Origin of the sequence: Undibacterium paludis (assembly GCF_022568815.1) — a bacterium.
Classification (GTDB): Bacteria; Pseudomonadota; Gammaproteobacteria; order Burkholderiales; family Burkholderiaceae_D; genus Undibacterium.
Map to the genome: position 1 here is coordinate 61,988 of NZ_JAKZHX010000013.1, position 15,772 is coordinate 77,759.

14 protein-coding genes are annotated in these 15,772 nt (G+C 50.2%); 8 read left to right on the forward strand and 6 right to left on the reverse strand.

Annotated elements, in window-relative coordinates:
- The 4 genes from mobA to LZ463_RS21440 all read right to left on the reverse strand — a co-directional run bounded on the left by mobA (window position 1) and on the right by LZ463_RS21440 (window position 6,274).
- Window positions 1-612: a molybdenum cofactor guanylyltransferase MobA gene (gene mobA / locus LZ463_RS21425; RefSeq protein ID WP_241458293.1), complete on the reverse strand. Its 612-nt coding sequence runs from the start codon at window positions 610-612 to the stop codon at window positions 1-3.
- A 67-nt stretch (window positions 613-679) separates the two neighbouring features.
- Window positions 680-1,798: a GTP 3',8-cyclase MoaA gene (gene moaA, locus LZ463_RS21430; RefSeq protein WP_241458295.1), complete on the reverse strand. Its 1,119-nt coding sequence runs from the start codon at window positions 1,796-1,798 to the stop codon at window positions 680-682.
- A gap of 80 nt (window positions 1,799-1,878) precedes the next feature.
- The gene (chrA, locus tag LZ463_RS21435; RefSeq protein ID WP_241458297.1) at window positions 1,879-3,243 is read right to left on the reverse strand and encodes a chromate efflux transporter; all 1,365 of its coding nucleotides are present in this window, start codon (window positions 3,241-3,243) and stop codon (window positions 1,879-1,881) included.
- Between the two features lie 160 nt (window positions 3,244-3,403).
- Entirely contained in the window at window positions 3,404-6,274 is a 2,871-nt protein-coding gene (locus tag LZ463_RS21440) for an Rne/Rng family ribonuclease (protein WP_241458299.1), read from the reverse strand.
- A gap of 646 nt (window positions 6,275-6,920) precedes the next feature.
- Between LZ463_RS21440 and LZ463_RS21445 the strand changes: the two genes are divergently transcribed.
- From LZ463_RS21445 to ccoS, 7 genes are all read left to right on the forward strand, one after another.
- The gene (locus LZ463_RS21445; RefSeq protein WP_489686140.1) at window positions 6,921-7,928 is read left to right on the forward strand and encodes an RluA family pseudouridine synthase; all 1,008 of its coding nucleotides are present in this window, start codon (window positions 6,921-6,923) and stop codon (window positions 7,926-7,928) included.
- 91 nt (window positions 7,929-8,019) lie between these two features.
- Complete coding sequence (locus tag LZ463_RS21450) at window positions 8,020-8,679, forward strand: HAD-IIIA family hydrolase (protein ID WP_241458303.1); 660 nt, start codon at window positions 8,020-8,022, stop codon at window positions 8,677-8,679.
- A 61-nt stretch (window positions 8,680-8,740) separates the two neighbouring features.
- Window positions 8,741-9,106, forward strand: a complete 366-nt coding sequence (locus LZ463_RS21455) for a Rieske (2Fe-2S) protein (protein ID WP_241458305.1) — start codon at window positions 8,741-8,743, stop codon at window positions 9,104-9,106.
- A gap of 32 nt (window positions 9,107-9,138) precedes the next feature.
- Window positions 9,139-10,125 carry a S49 family peptidase gene (locus LZ463_RS21460; RefSeq protein ID WP_241458307.1) on the forward strand — a complete coding sequence of 329 codons (987 nt, stop codon included), beginning with the start codon at window positions 9,139-9,141 and terminating at the stop codon, window positions 10,123-10,125.
- A 469-nt stretch (window positions 10,126-10,594) separates the two neighbouring features.
- Window positions 10,595-10,837, forward strand: a complete 243-nt coding sequence (locus LZ463_RS29145) for a heavy metal translocating P-type ATPase metal-binding domain-containing protein (RefSeq protein ID WP_277624131.1) — start codon at window positions 10,595-10,597, stop codon at window positions 10,835-10,837.
- Window positions 10,838-10,841: 4 nt separating this feature from the next.
- Window positions 10,842-13,097, forward strand: a complete 2,256-nt coding sequence (locus LZ463_RS21470) for a heavy metal translocating P-type ATPase (RefSeq protein WP_241458311.1) — start codon at window positions 10,842-10,844, stop codon at window positions 13,095-13,097.
- 17 nt (window positions 13,098-13,114) lie between these two features.
- The gene (gene ccoS, locus LZ463_RS21475; RefSeq protein WP_241458313.1) at window positions 13,115-13,258 is read left to right on the forward strand and encodes a cbb3-type cytochrome oxidase assembly protein CcoS; all 144 of its coding nucleotides are present in this window, start codon (window positions 13,115-13,117) and stop codon (window positions 13,256-13,258) included.
- A 37-nt stretch (window positions 13,259-13,295) separates the two neighbouring features.
- On the opposite strand, the gene mnmH is transcribed toward ccoS, so the two are convergent.
- The gene (gene mnmH / locus LZ463_RS21480; RefSeq protein ID WP_241458315.1) at window positions 13,296-14,372 is read right to left on the reverse strand and encodes a tRNA 2-selenouridine(34) synthase MnmH; all 1,077 of its coding nucleotides are present in this window, start codon (window positions 14,370-14,372) and stop codon (window positions 13,296-13,298) included.
- Between the two features lie 3 nt (window positions 14,373-14,375).
- Window positions 14,376-15,026 (reverse strand): arylesterase, encoded by a 651-nt coding sequence (locus LZ463_RS21485; protein WP_241458317.1) that lies wholly within the window; start codon window positions 15,024-15,026, stop codon window positions 14,376-14,378.
- Window positions 15,027-15,039: 13 nt separating this feature from the next.
- Here LZ463_RS21485 and LZ463_RS21490 point away from each other — a divergent pair, with 13 nt between their 5' ends.
- On the forward strand, window positions 15,040-15,732 hold the full coding sequence (locus LZ463_RS21490; protein ID WP_241458319.1) for an ABC transporter ATP-binding protein: 693 nt from the start codon (window positions 15,040-15,042) through the stop codon (window positions 15,730-15,732).
- Window positions 15,733-15,772 lie beyond the last annotated feature (40 nt).

Consider the following 15,772-nt stretch of genomic DNA (forward strand, 5'->3'; position numbering starts at 1 on the left):
TCAGTTTTCCAGCTCTCGTAGTTCTTTCAGCGTATTGATATTGCGAAAGGCTGTATGGTCTTCAAATACGACCTCGCTCAGTTTCAGCCGCGCGTACCAGTCTTGCATTTTGCGTTCCCCTGCAGCCAGGAAATTGTCCAGATTGGCGAGCAAACTGATTTTCATCAAGGCAAACACAGGGTGGTTTTGCCTCGTTGGTGTGCCGGCCACGTTTTCCATTGTTGTGACTACGGCGATGTCGCTTGCTTCTTTGATCAATGCAGACGACAGTTCTTCGGCCAGATTGTCCGGCAATAAAGGGGAATCACATGGCGCACATAGAAGGTACGGTGTCTGGCAATGATGCATGCCGGTATGTATGCCGGCCAGCGGGCCGGCAAAATCTGGCAGCAGGTCTGGCCAGACGGTATAACCAAAACTGCGGTAGATGTCGAGATTTTGATTGGCGTTGATTAATATGCTCGCAGTCTGCATGGATAGTTTTTGCAAAACATGTAAAGCCAGGGGTTGTTTGCGAAAACTCTGCAGCCCCTTGTCCACTTGCCCCATGCGTGTACCTCTGCCACCGGCAAGCAGCAGTCCGGTGATCTGGTCTTTTTGTATGACTTGCATACGATAAATTTAAAAATTGGTTGAGCTATGATGGTGCTTGATGGCTTAGTGATAAATAATACCAGTCTCAGCCACCAATATACGACATTTCAATTTTCCTGCGCTGACTTAGATCAGTACTCTTGCTACGTAATTCAGAATAACGATCACTGCGACCTTGCCAGATTTGCGAGATCACATTGGCGATTGCCAGATCATCATGCTGTTGCCTGCTTCGCAGGAGGGCGCGCAAATCGTGACCATGTGAGGCAAACAGGCAGGTGTACAGTTTGCCTTCGGTAGATAATCTGGCTCTGCTGCAATCACTGCAAAAAGCCTGGGTGACGCTGGAAATGACGCCAAGCTCCCCGCTGCCATCGGCATGGCGCCAGCGACTGGCAGTCTCGCCGGTGTAGTTTGCGTCAATGGCCTGCAAGGGCATGCCGGCATCCTGTATGCGCTGTATGACTTCTGCGGATGGCAGGACTTCGTCAAGTTTCCAGCCATTTGATGCACCTACGTCCATATATTCAATAAAGCGCAGGATAGCCTGTCTGTCCTTGAAATAACGCGCCATGGGAATGATTTCCTGGTCATTCAATCCGGCTTTTACCACCATATTGACTTTCACCGGCCCCAGGCCCGCTGCTTCTGCCGCATCTATGCCTTTGAGTACTTCGTTGACGGAAAAATCCACGTCATTCATGCGCTTGAAGATGGTATCGTCAAGTGCATCCAGTGACACGGTCACGCGTGTCAGTCCTGCATCTTTAAGACTCTGTGCCTTGCGTGCAAGTAATGATCCATTGGTTGTCAGGGTCAGGTCCAGTGGCTGGCCATCTGTGGTCCGGAGTTTTGCCAGCATTTCTATTAGGCGTTCCAGATGCTTGCGTAATAGCGGCTCCCCACCTGTCAGGCGGATTTTTCTGACTCCGTGAGCAACAAAAATGCTGCTGATGCGAGCAATTTCTTCAAAGCTGAGCAGGGAATCATGAGGCAGATATCGGTAGTCTTTGTCAAAGACTTCCTTTGGCATGCAATATATGCAACGAAAATTGCAGCGATCTGTGACCGAGACGCGCAAGTCGTGCAGAGGCCGCCCAAGAGCATCCCGCAGTTCGCCATCTGGAGTAGTCAGGACCTCGGGGATGGACAAGCTTGGTTGCGAGGGGCTGATTTCTTTAAGCGGAATGAATTTTTCCGTCATGATGCTGATGCTCGATTGTGTGCTTAACATTGAACAATAGCATGACTTGAAAACCTGCGTATCCGCAGTGTTTCATGATATCAATGAAATAAGGATAGGCCGTAGGCAGCCAGCGCACAAGCTGCCAATAATTTGATTGTCGATACCTGGTACCTGAATGTGGCAACACTTGCCGTTACAGTAATGCCTACTGCAAACAGGTCAATTTGCGTACCTTCGTGAAAAAACACATTGCCAGCAAATAGCCATGCCAGGCTGAGGATGACGCCAACGACGGCTGCTGAAATGGCATTCAAGGGGGCATTCAAACGTAAATTGTTCCTGCTCGCCTCAACCAGTGGGCCGCCTGCCAGAATAAAGACGAAAGAGGGGAAAAAGGTAAAGAAGAATGCAACGCCAGCTCCCAGGCATGCTGACAAGAGCAGGTGATTTGCGCCAAATAGTTCATTATTCCAGCCACCAATAAAACCGACGAAGGCAACTATCATGATCAATGGTCCCGGCGTAGTTTCCCCCAGTGCCAGGCCATCCATCATTTGTGCCATATTTAGCCAGTGATATTGTTCAACCGCTGCTTGCACCATATATGGCAGTACCGCATAAGCACCACCAAAGCTCAGCATGGCGGCCTTGCTGAAGAAGTTTGCCATATCGGTCAAAGGGCCGGTTGTACCAAAGGCCGTGGCAAGCAATAGCCACACTGCAACGACAGATAAAATACTTAGCCCAACCGTCATGAGCAATCGTACCAACGAGAAATGGGCGTGTGCCGGCGTAGGCGTATCATCATCAATAAGGGCGGCAGGATGAGCTTGAGAGGCAAGTCCGGGTGCATTGGCTGAGGGGTGGTGAGCTTCGCAAGCGTGGCGAAAAACCAGGCCTGTCACTGCAGCCGACAGGATGATGACGGGAAATGGCAGGTGCAAGAAGCTGATGGAGAGAAAGGCCATTGTCGCTACAGCCATCAATAATTTTGTTTTCAGGCTGCGCCGTGCTATGCGCCAGGCTGCAGTCAGGACGATGGCGACAACCGCAGGTTTGACGCCGGACATGATGATTTTGACAATCTCATGGTTACCAAAGCGCATATATATCCAGGATAGCAGTATTAATACCAAAAAACCTGGCAGGACAAACAGCAGTCCGGCCATGATGCCGCCGCGGGTTTTATGCATAAGCCAGCCTATGTAGATAGCTAGTTGGGTTGCTTCGGGGCCAGGTAGCAGCATGCAATAGTTTAGCGCATGCAAAAACCTCGCCTCGGATATCCAGCGACGTTTTTCCACCAGGTCCGCATGCATGAGGGCAATCTGGCCAGCCGGGCCGCCAAAACTGATGAAACCGAGTTTGAGCCAATACAGAAAGGCGGTTTTCAAGCTGATCTGGTTTGATGACATGTACTGGTTTTTTTCAAGTTGCGTATTGGTGGTTTGGCCGTTTTTCATAGACAAGTTATGAAGACCATACCTGAATGTTACTTGCTATTTTTGTCTGTCTTTGATCATGGGGAGATGCAGCTTGTATTAAAAAAGCCGGCTCATCATAACTGATGTACCGGCTTTTTGATCATGCTGCTTGCAGCTTTGGATTCAGGTCACTAACGTATCAACGACGTGTTTCAACCATGATCAGTGGTTCTTCTGAAGCTATTGGCGCAGGCTTGCGTTCACGTGGAACACGTACCGGTGCTACCTGGTTTTCTGCTGCTGCTTTTGCGGCCTGCAATTTTACCGGATCAGTACTTGCCAGTTCCAGTCCGGCAGCTTTTAGCATGTCATTCAGTGTTTCGAGTGGCATCAAGGCTTCTGCCGGTTTGACTGCTGTTGCCAAAACTGGTGCTGGCGTTGCGACGGGTGTTTCTGCTCCTGCGTGAACAACGCTATCAGAAGCGACAGCCTCTACGACTGCAGTCACAGGTTCAACTGCAGGTGCAGGAGCTTCCTGGACTGGTATTGCTTCTGTTGGCACTTCTGCCGTCGGCGTTGCAACTGCTTCTGCAGCAGGCAGTTGATCGGCAACTACAGCACTGATGGCCGGTGCTGATGGGATGTCGATCGCTGGGGCTGCTTCTGTATTGACGCCTTCATTTGTCGGCACAGATTTTGTCTCGACAGCCTGACTGACTACGGCAATATGCTCGACGGCTACCGGTAATGCCGGCGCCGGGGCGACTTCAGCAAAGCCAGTCTCATTACCAGCTTCACTAACAGATTCGTTGCCGTCTATTGGCAATTCACCTTGCTCATTGACTTGTTCATTGCCATCACGGTCACGGCGATTACGGTTGCGGCCGCCGCGACGACGACGACGGCGACGTTCCTCACCTTGTTCGCCAGTCTCATTTTCTGCGCCGGATTCCAGTGCTTCAAGCTGTGCTGTCGCAGGCATGACTTCGACTGGTACAGGATCAGGATGTTTATGGATAGTAGGCTCTTCTGGCTTGGCTTCTGCAACCAGGTTTTCCTTGCGCTCTTCGCGTTGGCGTTGCTGGCGTTCGCGACGACCTTCTTGCGGTTCGCGTTCTTCACGAGCCTCGCGAGGTGGTTTGGGTGCTTTAGGCGGGCGTGGGTTTTCCGCTGCAACAGGTTTGGCTTCCTGTTCAGATTTCTCAGCGCGGGCCGGACGATCTTCACGCTCATCGCGATCACGGTTGCGGCGATTGCGGTTGCGCTGGTTATTGCGTGGGTTGCGGCCGTTACGGTCACGGCCATTGGCTTTTTCTTCTGTCGGCTCTTCAACAGCAGCGGCCTTGGCAGCAGGCTCAGATTTGCCAAACAGGAAACCGAACAGTTTGCCAAAGAAACCAGGTTCTGGTTCAGGGGCAGGAGCGGCAACAACTGGCACAACTTCTTTGCGTTCGACGATAGGAGCGGTCTCGGGCGTGATGCTCTTGACGACAGCTTCCTGGCGTGGCTTGACGTCTTCTTTTTGACGCTTGCTGTAACCTATGTCGGTATCTGCCTGCTCTGCCATGGCATAGCTTGCATGATGATCTTCCAGGCGTGGGTCGTCGTTTTTCAGGCGATCCAGCTTGTAATGCGGGGTTTCCAGGTGCTTGTTCGGGATCAGGATGACAGTCACGCGATGACGCGTTTCTATCTTCAGGATTTCACCACGTTTTTCATTCAGCAGGAAGGCAGCTACGTCGACAGGGACCTGGACGTGGATAGCTGCTGAATTTTCCTTCATGGCTTCTTCCTGGATGATACGCAGGACTTGCAGGGCTGAAGATTCAGTATCGCGGATATGGCCAGTGCCGTTGCAGCGTGGGCAGGTCACATGGCTGCCTTCGGACAGGGAAGGGCGCAGGCGCTGGCGTGACAGTTCCATCAGGCCAAAACGGGAAATCTTGCCCATTTGCACGCGTGCGCGGTCATAACGCAGTGCATCTTTAAGGCGTGTTTCCACTTCGCGCTGGTTCTTGGCGTTTTCCATGTCGATAAAATCGATCACGATCAAACCACCCAGGTCGCGCAGGCGCAATTGACGGGCTACTTCTTCAGCGGCTTCCAGATTGGTATTGAAAGCGGTCGTTTCAATGTCACCGCCACGGGTGGAGCGGGCCGAGTTAACGTCAACGGATACCAGGGCTTCCGTATGATCGATAACGATCGCGCCGCCAGACGGCAGTGGTACGGTACGGGAATAGGCTGTTTCGATCTGGTGTTCGATCTGGAAACGGGAGAACAGCGGCACATCATCGCTATAGCGTTTGACACGGTGCACCATATCGGGCATCACGTGGCTCATGAATTGCTGGGCCTGTTCGTAGATTTCATCGGTATCGATGAGGATTTCGCCGATGTCAGGCTGGAAATAGTCGCGGATGGCGCGAATGACCAGCGAAGACTCCTGGTAAATCAGGAATGCACCCGGAGAAGATTTGCCAGCGCCTTCGATCGCGCGCCAGAGTTGCATCAGATAATTCAAGTCCCATTGCAATTCGTCAACATTGCGGCCTATACCGGCTGTGCGGGCAATAACGGACATGCCACTTGGTAAGTCCAGCTTGTCCATGGTTTCGCGCAACTCCTGGCGATCTTCACCTTCCACACGGCGGGAAACGCCGCCGCCACGCGGGTTGTTGGGCATCAAGACCAGATAGCGCCCAGCCAGGGAAATGAACGAGGTCAGGGCTGCTCCCTTGTTGCCACGTTCTTCTTTTTCGACCTGTACCATGATTTCCTGGCCTTCGCGCAGCGCTTCCTTGATGGAGGCATTGCGCACGTCGACACCTTCTTTGAAATAGGTACGGGCAACTTCTTTGAAGGGGAGGAAGCCGTGACGTTCTTCGCCGTAGTTGACGAAACAGGCTTCAAGGGAAGGTTCGATACGAGTGATCACACCTTTGTAGATATTTGATTTGCGCAGTTCGCGACCGGCAGTCTCAATATCTATGTCGATGAGCTTTTGCCCATTGACAATGGCAACGCGCAACTCTTCTTGCTGCGTCGCATTGAACAGCATACGTTTCATGTTTTACTCCGTGACCTGGTGGTCATCTTGTGTTGCTACTTTGTGAAAGCGGCAACTGTGCTGATACGGGATGTACGCGGGAGCGGAGTGTTTGAGGGGGAGGGAAATGCCTGAGACAAAACAGGGCGGAATCTGCATGGCAATTTATCGCCAGGTAGACTAATGGTACAGCCATCTGTTTTGCGTTGGGCGCGGACAATTAAAGCAAAAAGTTCGAGTGCACATGTCCCCCGCGTTGTCTTATTTGCTATTTTATATAAACGCTGTTCATATATTACAAAGCAAGTGCAACGCCAGGCGATGAGCAACTTTAGTGCCAGACCATCTTATTTTGTTGTGTCTGGCGGAATCGACCCTATTACTGAAACCATCAACCGGCAAGCGCGCTGATTCATATTTAAACCTGCACCTCTTGCCAGACTTATATCCTTACAGTTCAAACTCTCTGATCCAACTTCATCTGTCCATGCCCGACAGCAACAATTGGCTGCTACCTTGACATGCAAATGACGCTGCATACACATCTTTTCCATCAAATTTGCAAACAGGCGAGGCCGATGGACATGCCCCTGTGTAAAATAGTCGTTTATTCCTCTTACACTGCTAAAGCATTAAATGCTGAAGCGAAAATGATTATATATTCAAAATGAAGGACTTAGCGACAATTAATAGGGGAGCACATCAAATTCAGATGGAAAAACCCACTCCTCAGCAGCCTTCGGCCTCACAACCCAAAGTTCAATTACTCACCATCTCGGAAGAAGAAGCGGGTCAGCGTATAGATAATTTCTTGCTGCGTATCTGTAAAGGCGTGCCAAAAAGTCATGTTTACCGTGTTTTGCGATCTGGTGAAGTACGTGTCAACAAAGGGCGCATAGATCAGCTGTACCGGCTGGTAGAAGGTGATGTTGTCCGTATTCCACCTATACGCATGGCAGAAACTGTCGAACAGGCGGTGCCCAGGCAAGAATTCCCCATCCTGTTTGAAGATAATCATTTGCTGATTGTTAACAAACCGGCAGGCGTGGCTGTCCATGGTGGTTCAGGCGTCAGTTATGGCGTCATTGAGCAATTGCGTGCAGCAAGGCCGGACGCAAAGTTCCTTGAGCTGGTGCACAGGCTGGACAGGGAAACTTCAGGAATACTGTTGCTTGCCAAAAAACGTAGTGCCCTGACCAATCTGCATGAGCAGATGCGTGACGGTATCACTGACAAGCGTTACCTCACTCTGGTGCATGGTGACTGGAAGAATGCCAGGCAGCATGTCAAGCTGGCATTGCATAAATATACAACTGCTGAGGGAGAACGTCGTGTCCGTGTGCAGGCTGATGGTATGCCATCCCACACAGTTTTCTCACTGCAAAAGAAGTACCGCGATTTTGCCTTGCTGGAAGCAGAATTAAAAACAGGGCGTACCCACCAGATCCGTGTACATTTGTCTGCCAGTGGTTTTGCTATTGCCGGTGATGATAAATACGGTGATTTTGCCCTCAATCGTGCATTGTTGAAGCCAGGTGAAGGGCGCGGGGTATTGAAGCGCATGTTTTTGCACGCACATCAGATCAGCTTCACGCACCCTGAGACAGGCAAGACAATGACGGTAAACGCAGGTTTGCCAAAAGAATGCGAAGACTTTTTGAAAACCCTTGCTTAGGGCAAAAGTCTTAATGGTTTAGTAATGGTATGATGCCGTTATTGATGAGAAACATGTGACATGTGCAATAGCATATGCCTTTATTGATATTATGGCAAAAAAGCAATTCGATTTAATTGTATTTGACTGGGATGGTACCTTGATGGATAGCACGGCAGCCATCGTCAAATGCATACAGGCTGCAGCGAAAGACCTTGGTTTGCCAATTCCCAAAGAAGATATCGCATCTTATGTGATAGGGCTTGCCTTGCCGGAAGCAATACAGGTGGCCATGCCGGGCATAGATCCCAAACTATACCCGCGAGTGATAGAGCGTTTCCGCCACCATTTCTTAACCAGGGATCACGAATTACCCCTGTTTAAGGGGGTGCGGGAAATGCTGGCTGAACTGGCGCAGGAAGGATACTTCCTTGCGGTGGCAACGGGGGCTAGCCGGGTTGGTTTGAGCCGTGCCTTGCATACCGCCAAACTGACCTCCGTTTTTGATGCAACGCGTTGCTCTGATGAAACATTTTCCAAGCCTCACCCGGCCATGTTGCAGGAGCTGACGCGTGAATTGGGCCAGGACATGCGACGTACGGTAATGATAGGGGACACCACACACGACCTGCAGATGGCAAACAATGCCGGTGCTGCAGCGATTGCAGTTGAATACGGTGCACACGATGCTACAGCACTGCAAAACATGCGTCCCTTGTTTTCAGCAAAAGACGTCATGCAATTGCATGGGTGGCTGCGGGAAAATGCATGAGGCACGAAAACAGCCAGGGTGGCCTGAGCAGTGTGACTGACAAGAGGTACAAGAGGTCTTGATGACGATAATCGCTATATGTAAATCCGATGAACTGATCGAAGGCGGCAAGGGTGTACGTTTTCCAGTCACTGCCGGCAGTGATGATGCGGTTGGTTTTGTGATTCGTTACGATGGCGCCGTTCACGGTTACCTGAATCGTTGCGCTCATGTGCCGGTTGAACTGGACTGGAACCCCGGTGAATTCCTGGAATCAAGCGGACTGTACATCATGTGCGCAACGCATGGCGCGATTTACCAGCCGGACACCGGGTATTGCACTGGCGGCCCATGTCGCGGCGGTCGTCTGCGAAAAATAAATGTCAGTGAAGTTGATGGGCAGGTGTACTGGCATCCCGATGATTATATCCAGGCCGTGGTCGCCTGAACACGCTTGAGAATGCCTGAAGCCAGGAAAAAATGATGAATGAAGAATTACCGAACTCGCAGGCAACTGATGCTGAGACAAAAAAATTGGGCTGGGAACGTGAACTGCTGGAAAAACTGTCCACCGAATCCTTGCGTGAGCAACGCCTGCGCAGGCGTTGGGGGATCTTTTTCAAGTTCGCGTTCTTGCTGGTAATTGTTTTTGGATTTTACTATTTCAGTGATTATGCGACAGGTGAGATGGAAAACCTGGGGCATCACACAGCCTTGATAGAAATTGAAGGCACGATAGAGGCTGAAGGTAATGCCAGCGCCCATGCCGTCATACCGGCATTGAACCGCGCTTTTGCAGATCCTGCTTCAGTTGCCGTTGTTGTGCGTATCAATAGTCCTGGTGGCAGCCCAGTCCAGGCTGGCATGATCAATGATGAAATGGGGCGTTTGCGCAAAGAATATCCCGAAAAAAAATTGTATGTCGTTGTCGACGAAATTTGCGCGTCCGGTGGTTACTATATCGCTGTTGCTGCAGATAAGATTTTCGTGAATAAAGCCAGTATAGTCGGCTCCATTGGCGTGCTCATGGATGGTTTTGGTTTTACCGGCATCATGGAAAAACTCGGTGTGGAGCGCCGTCTGATGACAGCTGGCGAAAACAAGGGTTTCATGGACCCGTTCTCACCGCAGACGGAGAAGCAGAAGGCCTTTTCGCAATCCATGCTCAATGAAATCCACCAGCAATTTATTGATACGGTACGGGCTGGGCGTGGTCAGCGTTTGAAAGAAACGCCAGAGATGTTCTCGGGTTTGTTCTGGATAGGCAGTAAGGCAGTGCAAATGGGATTGGCAGACGATTTTGGCTCCGTGGATACGGTTGCTCGCGATGTCATCAAGGTGGAAAACATAGTTGACTACACCCAAAAAGAAGGTTTGCCAGAGCGTGTTCTGAAGAAGTTTGGTGCTTCCATTGGCTCCAGCGCAGCATCGACATTAATGAAGGGAAATACTCCAAGCATGCGCTAAATCAACCATTTAGTTTGGTTGATTTTTTTAATCTTGTTTGTCGGTCGATAGTTATTTTTTTCTTTTCCTCACTTTTGAGTTGGTCTATATTAGGGGCGTAACTGGTTCAAAAGAAGGAGGTCGATATACAAAATCGTTTTTTGTATCCTAGGCGGATTAAATTTGAGCTCCGGTAAAGTCTTGCGTGCCGGTTATTAATGAAGTGGATAGACCTACAATTTGTGCAGTGACCATCCGAGTAGTTAGCGGACCAGAGGTTTCTCAGATTCCTCGCTATGTAGTAGCCAAATGCTAGTAACAATGCATCCATGAAAAAAAAGAGACGGTAGTGCAATGCTACCGTTTTTTTTGCCCGAAGTTCTTTTTTCCTTGTTCCTGCCTCTTTCTTGATCCGTATCAAGGCCAGTGATTTCATTTTCGGTACGATCAGTAGTAAATCTTCTTCCTATCAATTCATTTTCAGAAAACCATGGTATTTGCTTTTTCCAGGTTGCTAGATACAGTTTTTTCTTCCTTCGGTACAGGGGAGAAGTTGGACTGTTTTCACTGCGGGGAAAAAATGCGCAAGGCCAACGCCCTGACCGCACGTTTCAATGGTGGTCTGCACCCGGTTTGCTGTCATGGTTGCCTTGCGGTATTGCATGCGGTTGAACGCAACAAGCTGGTTGATGAATATTTGCAGAATAAAGCCAGCTTGCATCTTGCCGGTTAGACGCATGACAAACGCCGATAGTCTCATCAGCATGGAAAAAGTCACGATGCAGCCCTCGGGGTTGCTCAGTGAAAAATTAAATCTGTCAGGTATGCGTTGCGCGGCCTGCGTACAATTGATAGAGTTCAGAGTTCGGCAATTGCCAGGCATTACGCAATTCATCATCCATCCTGCAAGTCACCGTGCAGACATCAGTTGGGATGATAGCTTGATTTCTCTCAAGCACATTATCGCTGCTATTAGCGCACTTGGTTATGGTGCCTTGCCAGCAGGGCAGTCGCCAGATGAAATTGAGCAAAAAGAAAACAAGCGCACCATCTGGCGACTGTTTGTCGCTGGTTTTGCCATGATGCAAGTCATGATGTATGCTTTCCCGGCATATCTGGTGCCGATTCCGCAACTTGATGGCGATTTGACGCCGGATCTAGATAAGTTGCTCAAGCTTGCCAGCATGATTATCACAGTGCCTGTCATAGGCTTTTCTGCTACCCCCTTTTTCGCATCAGCCTGGCGCGACCTCAAGAACCGCCATATAGGGATGGACGTACCAGTCTCTCTGGGAATATTGCTGACTTTTCTGGCCAGCGTTTGGGCAACTTTCCATGGCGGGGCAGTCTATTTTGATTCTGCCATCATGTTTGTGTTTCTCTTGCTCGGGGCCAGGTATATAGAATCCAGGGTACAGAAACGAACCACCGCTGCATTGCGCCTGTTGACGCAACTGTCTCCTGCAACGGCGCAAAGATTTGCGGCCTATCCCAGCCTGCAAGCGACGGAAACGGTTGATGTCGCTGCATTGCAGGCCAATGATTTTTTACTTGTCGCTGCCGGTGAGCACATTCCAGCTGATGGTATTGTTGTCGAAGGTGACAGTACGTGTGATGAATCCCTGATGACAGGAGAATCTTTGCCGGTCAAGAAATCTGCTGGCAGTCAGTTATTGGCTGGTTCAGTGAATCTTCATGGTGCTCTCGTGATGCAGGCCACACAGGTTGGTGGTGCGACCCAGTTGTCGGCGCTGATAGCCATGATGGAGTCTGCTGCGCAAGAAAAACCCGCGTTGGTTTTGCTGGCAGATAAACATGCCAGCCGATTCCTGATTGTCATACTTGTGTTGTCATTCTTCAGCGGCCTTGTCTGGTGGCAAGTCGATGCGTCGCGGGCATTGTGGATAGCTATCAGTATCATCGTCGTCACTTGTCCTTGTGCGCTGTCTTTGGCGACGCCTGGTGTCATGTCTGCAGTGACTGGCATACTGGCAAAGAATGGTGTATTGCTGGCAAAGCCAAAAGCAATACAGGCGATGGCCGACGCTACGCATGTCGTATTTGATAAAACCGGTACACTGACAGCTGGTAAATTACAGGTCAGTCATATGCTGACTGAAGTCGCGCAGTTGCAGGATATGGCCATCGCATTTGCTCTGGCCTGCAAATCTGCACATCCTGTTGCACGGGCAATTGCCGACTTTCTGGCGCAAAAAGAACTGGTTAAGATAAATGCAGAGCTACAACAGGTACATGAACTGCCAGGCGCAGGTGTGGAGGCTGTTGTCGATGGACGCATCTATCGTCTAGGTAATCTGGCGTTTGCGCAGGAGCTTCATGGACTGCATCAGGCGATTCCTTCTGAAATCACAGGGCAGAGTATTTCAGTGCTGGCCAGCAGTGACGGTAATGTCTTGTGGTTCGCACTTGACGATGTGCTGCGCGATGATGCCATTGCGACGATTTCCCGCCTGAAGTCTGCTGGCAAGCAGATACTGCTTTTGTCGGGTGATCGGCGCGACGTCGTTAATCGGGTGGCGCAAGAGTGTGGCATTGAGATGGCGCATGGCGGTCTGAGTCCTGCAGGGAAATACCAGATCGTGCAGACTTTGCAACAGCAAGGTGCGACCGTGGTCATGGTTGGTGACGGCATGAATGACGGGCCGGTGCTGGCACTGGCTGATGTGTCAGTGGCAATGGGGCAGGGGGCGCCGATATCACAATCGCGTAGCGACATATTGTTGATGTCGAATCGCTTGCTGGACCTGGATTTTGGTATGACGCTTGCGGGCAAGGCTTATACCTTGATACGTGAAAATCTGGCCTGGGCAGTGTTATATAACTTGATCGCCATTCCGGCAGCAATGGCCGGTTGGCTGGAGCCCTGGCATGCAGCGCTGGGTATGTCGCTCAGTTCTTTGATTGTGGTATTGAATGCCTTGCGCCTGTATCGGGTGCCGCAACCCTTGCACCTGATGCAGGACATGGCATAGACAATGGATGGATAATTATGGACATACTTTATTTGCTCGTACCTCTTAGCCTGGTGCTCGTGTTTGCCATTGGGGCTTTATTTTGGTGGGCCATCGACCGCAGGCAATTCGATGACCTGGACGAGGCTGGGCAAATGATCGTCAATGATACAGATGGCTGATTTTTTTTTGCGCAACACATGTCATTGATCAAGATACTCAGGTGGCAGGGTGTGTGCCATTCTGCAGTATCATTCTTGCGGAATCGATGAAATCAGCTTCGTCTATACCGGTTTGTTCCACCATCATGGCATCAGTATAGTGAGTAAAATTTCTGGTGATTGATTTGCTGTAGGCGGGGTCGTAATGTTGTCTTAGTAATTCACTGACCAGTTGCTTGATTTCACCTGATTCTGTCAGGGTTTTCCAGTGTGATATTTTTTCCTTGCCATGCAGACTGATCAGAAAATGCAATTGCTGGATCAACTGATGTGTGTTTTCCATGAAATGCGCATATTCATTCATCAGCAGCGCCACTCTTTGTTCTGTGGGTAGGTGAATAGTTACGCATGGTGACGCGCGCATTGCTGTCATCAGGTTTTCCGGCACTCTGAGATTACCAATTTTTTTGCTCTCCGCTTCTACGTAAACAGGTTGTTGCGTATTAAAGCTCTGCAGGCATTCATAAATCCGGCTTTCAAATTGTTTCTGCGATGGTTGTGCCTGTTCAGGTATATTACCCAGGACGGAACCGCGATGTACGGCCAACTGCTCCAGGTCCAGGACTTGCGCGCCCAGCGATACCAGTGTTTGCAAAATCCGGCTTTTGCCACTGCCGGTAGGGCCGCATAATACCTGCCATTGAAACCTGTTCTGTACTGACTCCAGGCTTTGATTGACATGCTGGCGATAAGCTTTGTAACCGCCATTCAATTGCGCAACTGGCCAGCCTATTCTGGCAAAGATGTGTGCCATGGAACCGCTGCGATTGCCGCCACGCCAGCAATAAATCAAAGGTTTCCAGTCGCGCGGTTTATCCTGGAACATGCTTTCAATGTGGCTGCCTATGTTTTTTGCGACCAGAGCGGCGCCAAGGCGCTTTGCCTCAAACGAGCCGATCTGCTTATACATGGTGCCAATGACGATACGCTCCTCGTCATTGAGGACGGGGCAGTTGATGGCGCCAATGATATGGTCCTCTGCAAATTCCGCCTGACTGCGCACGTCGATAATTGTGTCAAATTCGCTCCTGCGCAGCAATACATCTGAAAAGTCCAGTAACTCAGGGTATTTCATATCTTATTTGCTTAGTAATGGTTGCAGGTGCTGCCATACATTATCAAGTATGGCAGGATGTGCTTCGGCAACAGGGTGTATGCGGTCTGCCTGGAACAGTTCGTTTTTTTCCGCAATGCCTTCCAGAAGAAAAGGGATGAGGGCGATTTTATTGGCCTTTGCCAGTCTTCCAAACATGGCAAAGAATTGCTCTGAATAGTCAGGGCCATAATTGGGCGGTATTTTCATTGCGGCCAGCAAGACCTTGGCATTCTGCTTTTTGGCCATATCTATCATACTGTTGAAGTTGGCTTCGGATGCCTTCAGTGACAGACCGCGCAAGGCGTCATTGCCGCCAAGTTCAATAATGACGATATCGGGATGATGTTTTTTCAATAGTGTGCCCAGTCTTGACTTGCCGCTACTGGTGGTGTCCCCGCTGATGCTGGCATTGATCACTTTGGCAGGTATGTTTTTTTGTTGCAGACGTTGGTCCAGGAGTTGGACCCAGCCTTTGCCCCTGGTCAGGCCATATTCAGCAGACAGGCTGTCTCCAAGCACGACGATGGTTTTTGATGCAGAATGAGCAGGCGTGACAAAAAGCGCAAATAGGGCAAGTATCAGGTACTGCTGCAAGAGCCTGTTTGCATGACCGGTAAATCGAGAAAAGAGCATAGACAAAGACCTTATGGAATCGAACAAAGCGTCAATTGAAGTAAAACACCTGGTAAAGCGCGTGGCAGATGCGACGGGCGAACTGTGTATATTGAATGGGATAGATTTTACCGCGCAAGCCGGTCAGACGCTTGCAATTGTTGGTGCTTCCGGTTCAGGTAAGTCAACGCTGCTCGGTATCCTGGCAGGTCTGGACACACCTACGGAAGGCAGGGTTTTGCTCGATGGCGTTGATCTTTTTGCCTTGTCAGAAGATGGCAGGGCAAAATTTCGTAAAGAAAATCTGGGTTTTGTTTTTCAGTCATTTCAATTGCTGATGCATTTGAATGCACTCGAAAATGTCATGCTGCCACTGGAGCTGCGAGGTGACAAAATGGCTCGCGACAAGGCAGAGAAAATGCTCAAGCATGTCGGTTTGGAGTCTCGGCTCAGGCATTATCCAAAGTTTTTGTCTGGCGGTGAGCAGCAAAGGGTGGCCTTGGCCAGGGCTTTTGTGACTGAACCACCTTTGCTGTTTGCTGATGAACCTACTGGCAGTCTTGATGCGGCAACCGGTGAAGCGATCATCAACCTGATGTTCACATTGAACCGTGAGCGTGGGTCGACACTCGTGCTGGTAACACACGATCTGTCCATTGCAGCAAAATGCAGCCGTGTACTGACTATCAGTGCAGGGCATTTACGGTCTGATACGATGAATAGTTAGCGTTCGGTTGAAAGCAATGTGCCCGCAACGTACGCCTCAC

What these genes read in the sequence shown, in the direction of transcription:
- moaA (WP_241458295.1), bottom strand. Translation starts at nt 1,798, where the DNA reads ATGACGGAAAAATTCATTCCGCTTAAAGAAATCAGCCCCTCGCAACCA.
- LZ463_RS21445 (WP_489686140.1), top strand. Translation starts at nt 6,921, where the DNA reads ATGAAGGACTTAGCGACAATTAATAGGGGAGCACATCAAATTCAGATG.
- LZ463_RS21450 (WP_241458303.1), top strand. Translation starts at nt 8,020, where the DNA reads ATGGCAAAAAAGCAATTCGATTTAATTGTATTTGACTGGGATGGTACC.
- mnmH (WP_241458315.1), bottom strand. Translation starts at nt 14,372, where the DNA reads ATGAAATACCCTGAGTTACTGGACTTTTCAGATGTATTGCTGCGCAGG.
- mobA (WP_241458293.1), bottom strand. Translation starts at nt 612, where the DNA reads ATGCAAGTCATACAAAAAGACCAGATCACCGGACTGCTGCTTGCCGGT.
- LZ463_RS21440 (WP_241458299.1), bottom strand. Translation starts at nt 6,274, where the DNA reads ATGAAACGTATGCTGTTCAATGCGACGCAGCAAGAAGAGTTGCGCGTT.
- LZ463_RS21455 (WP_241458305.1), top strand. Translation starts at nt 8,741, where the DNA reads ATGACGATAATCGCTATATGTAAATCCGATGAACTGATCGAAGGCGGC.
- ccoS (WP_241458313.1), top strand. Translation starts at nt 13,115, where the DNA reads ATGGACATACTTTATTTGCTCGTACCTCTTAGCCTGGTGCTCGTGTTT.
- LZ463_RS21470 (WP_241458311.1), top strand. Translation starts at nt 10,842, where the DNA reads ATGACAAACGCCGATAGTCTCATCAGCATGGAAAAAGTCACGATGCAG.
- LZ463_RS21460 (WP_241458307.1), top strand. Translation starts at nt 9,139, where the DNA reads ATGATGAATGAAGAATTACCGAACTCGCAGGCAACTGATGCTGAGACA.
- LZ463_RS29145 (WP_277624131.1), top strand. Translation starts at nt 10,595, where the DNA reads ATGGTATTTGCTTTTTCCAGGTTGCTAGATACAGTTTTTTCTTCCTTC.
- LZ463_RS21485 (WP_241458317.1), bottom strand. Translation starts at nt 15,026, where the DNA reads ATGCTCTTTTCTCGATTTACCGGTCATGCAAACAGGCTCTTGCAGCAG.
- LZ463_RS21490 (WP_241458319.1), top strand. Translation starts at nt 15,040, where the DNA reads ATGGAATCGAACAAAGCGTCAATTGAAGTAAAACACCTGGTAAAGCGC.
- chrA (WP_241458297.1), bottom strand. Translation starts at nt 3,243, where the DNA reads ATGAAAAACGGCCAAACCACCAATACGCAACTTGAAAAAAACCAGTAC.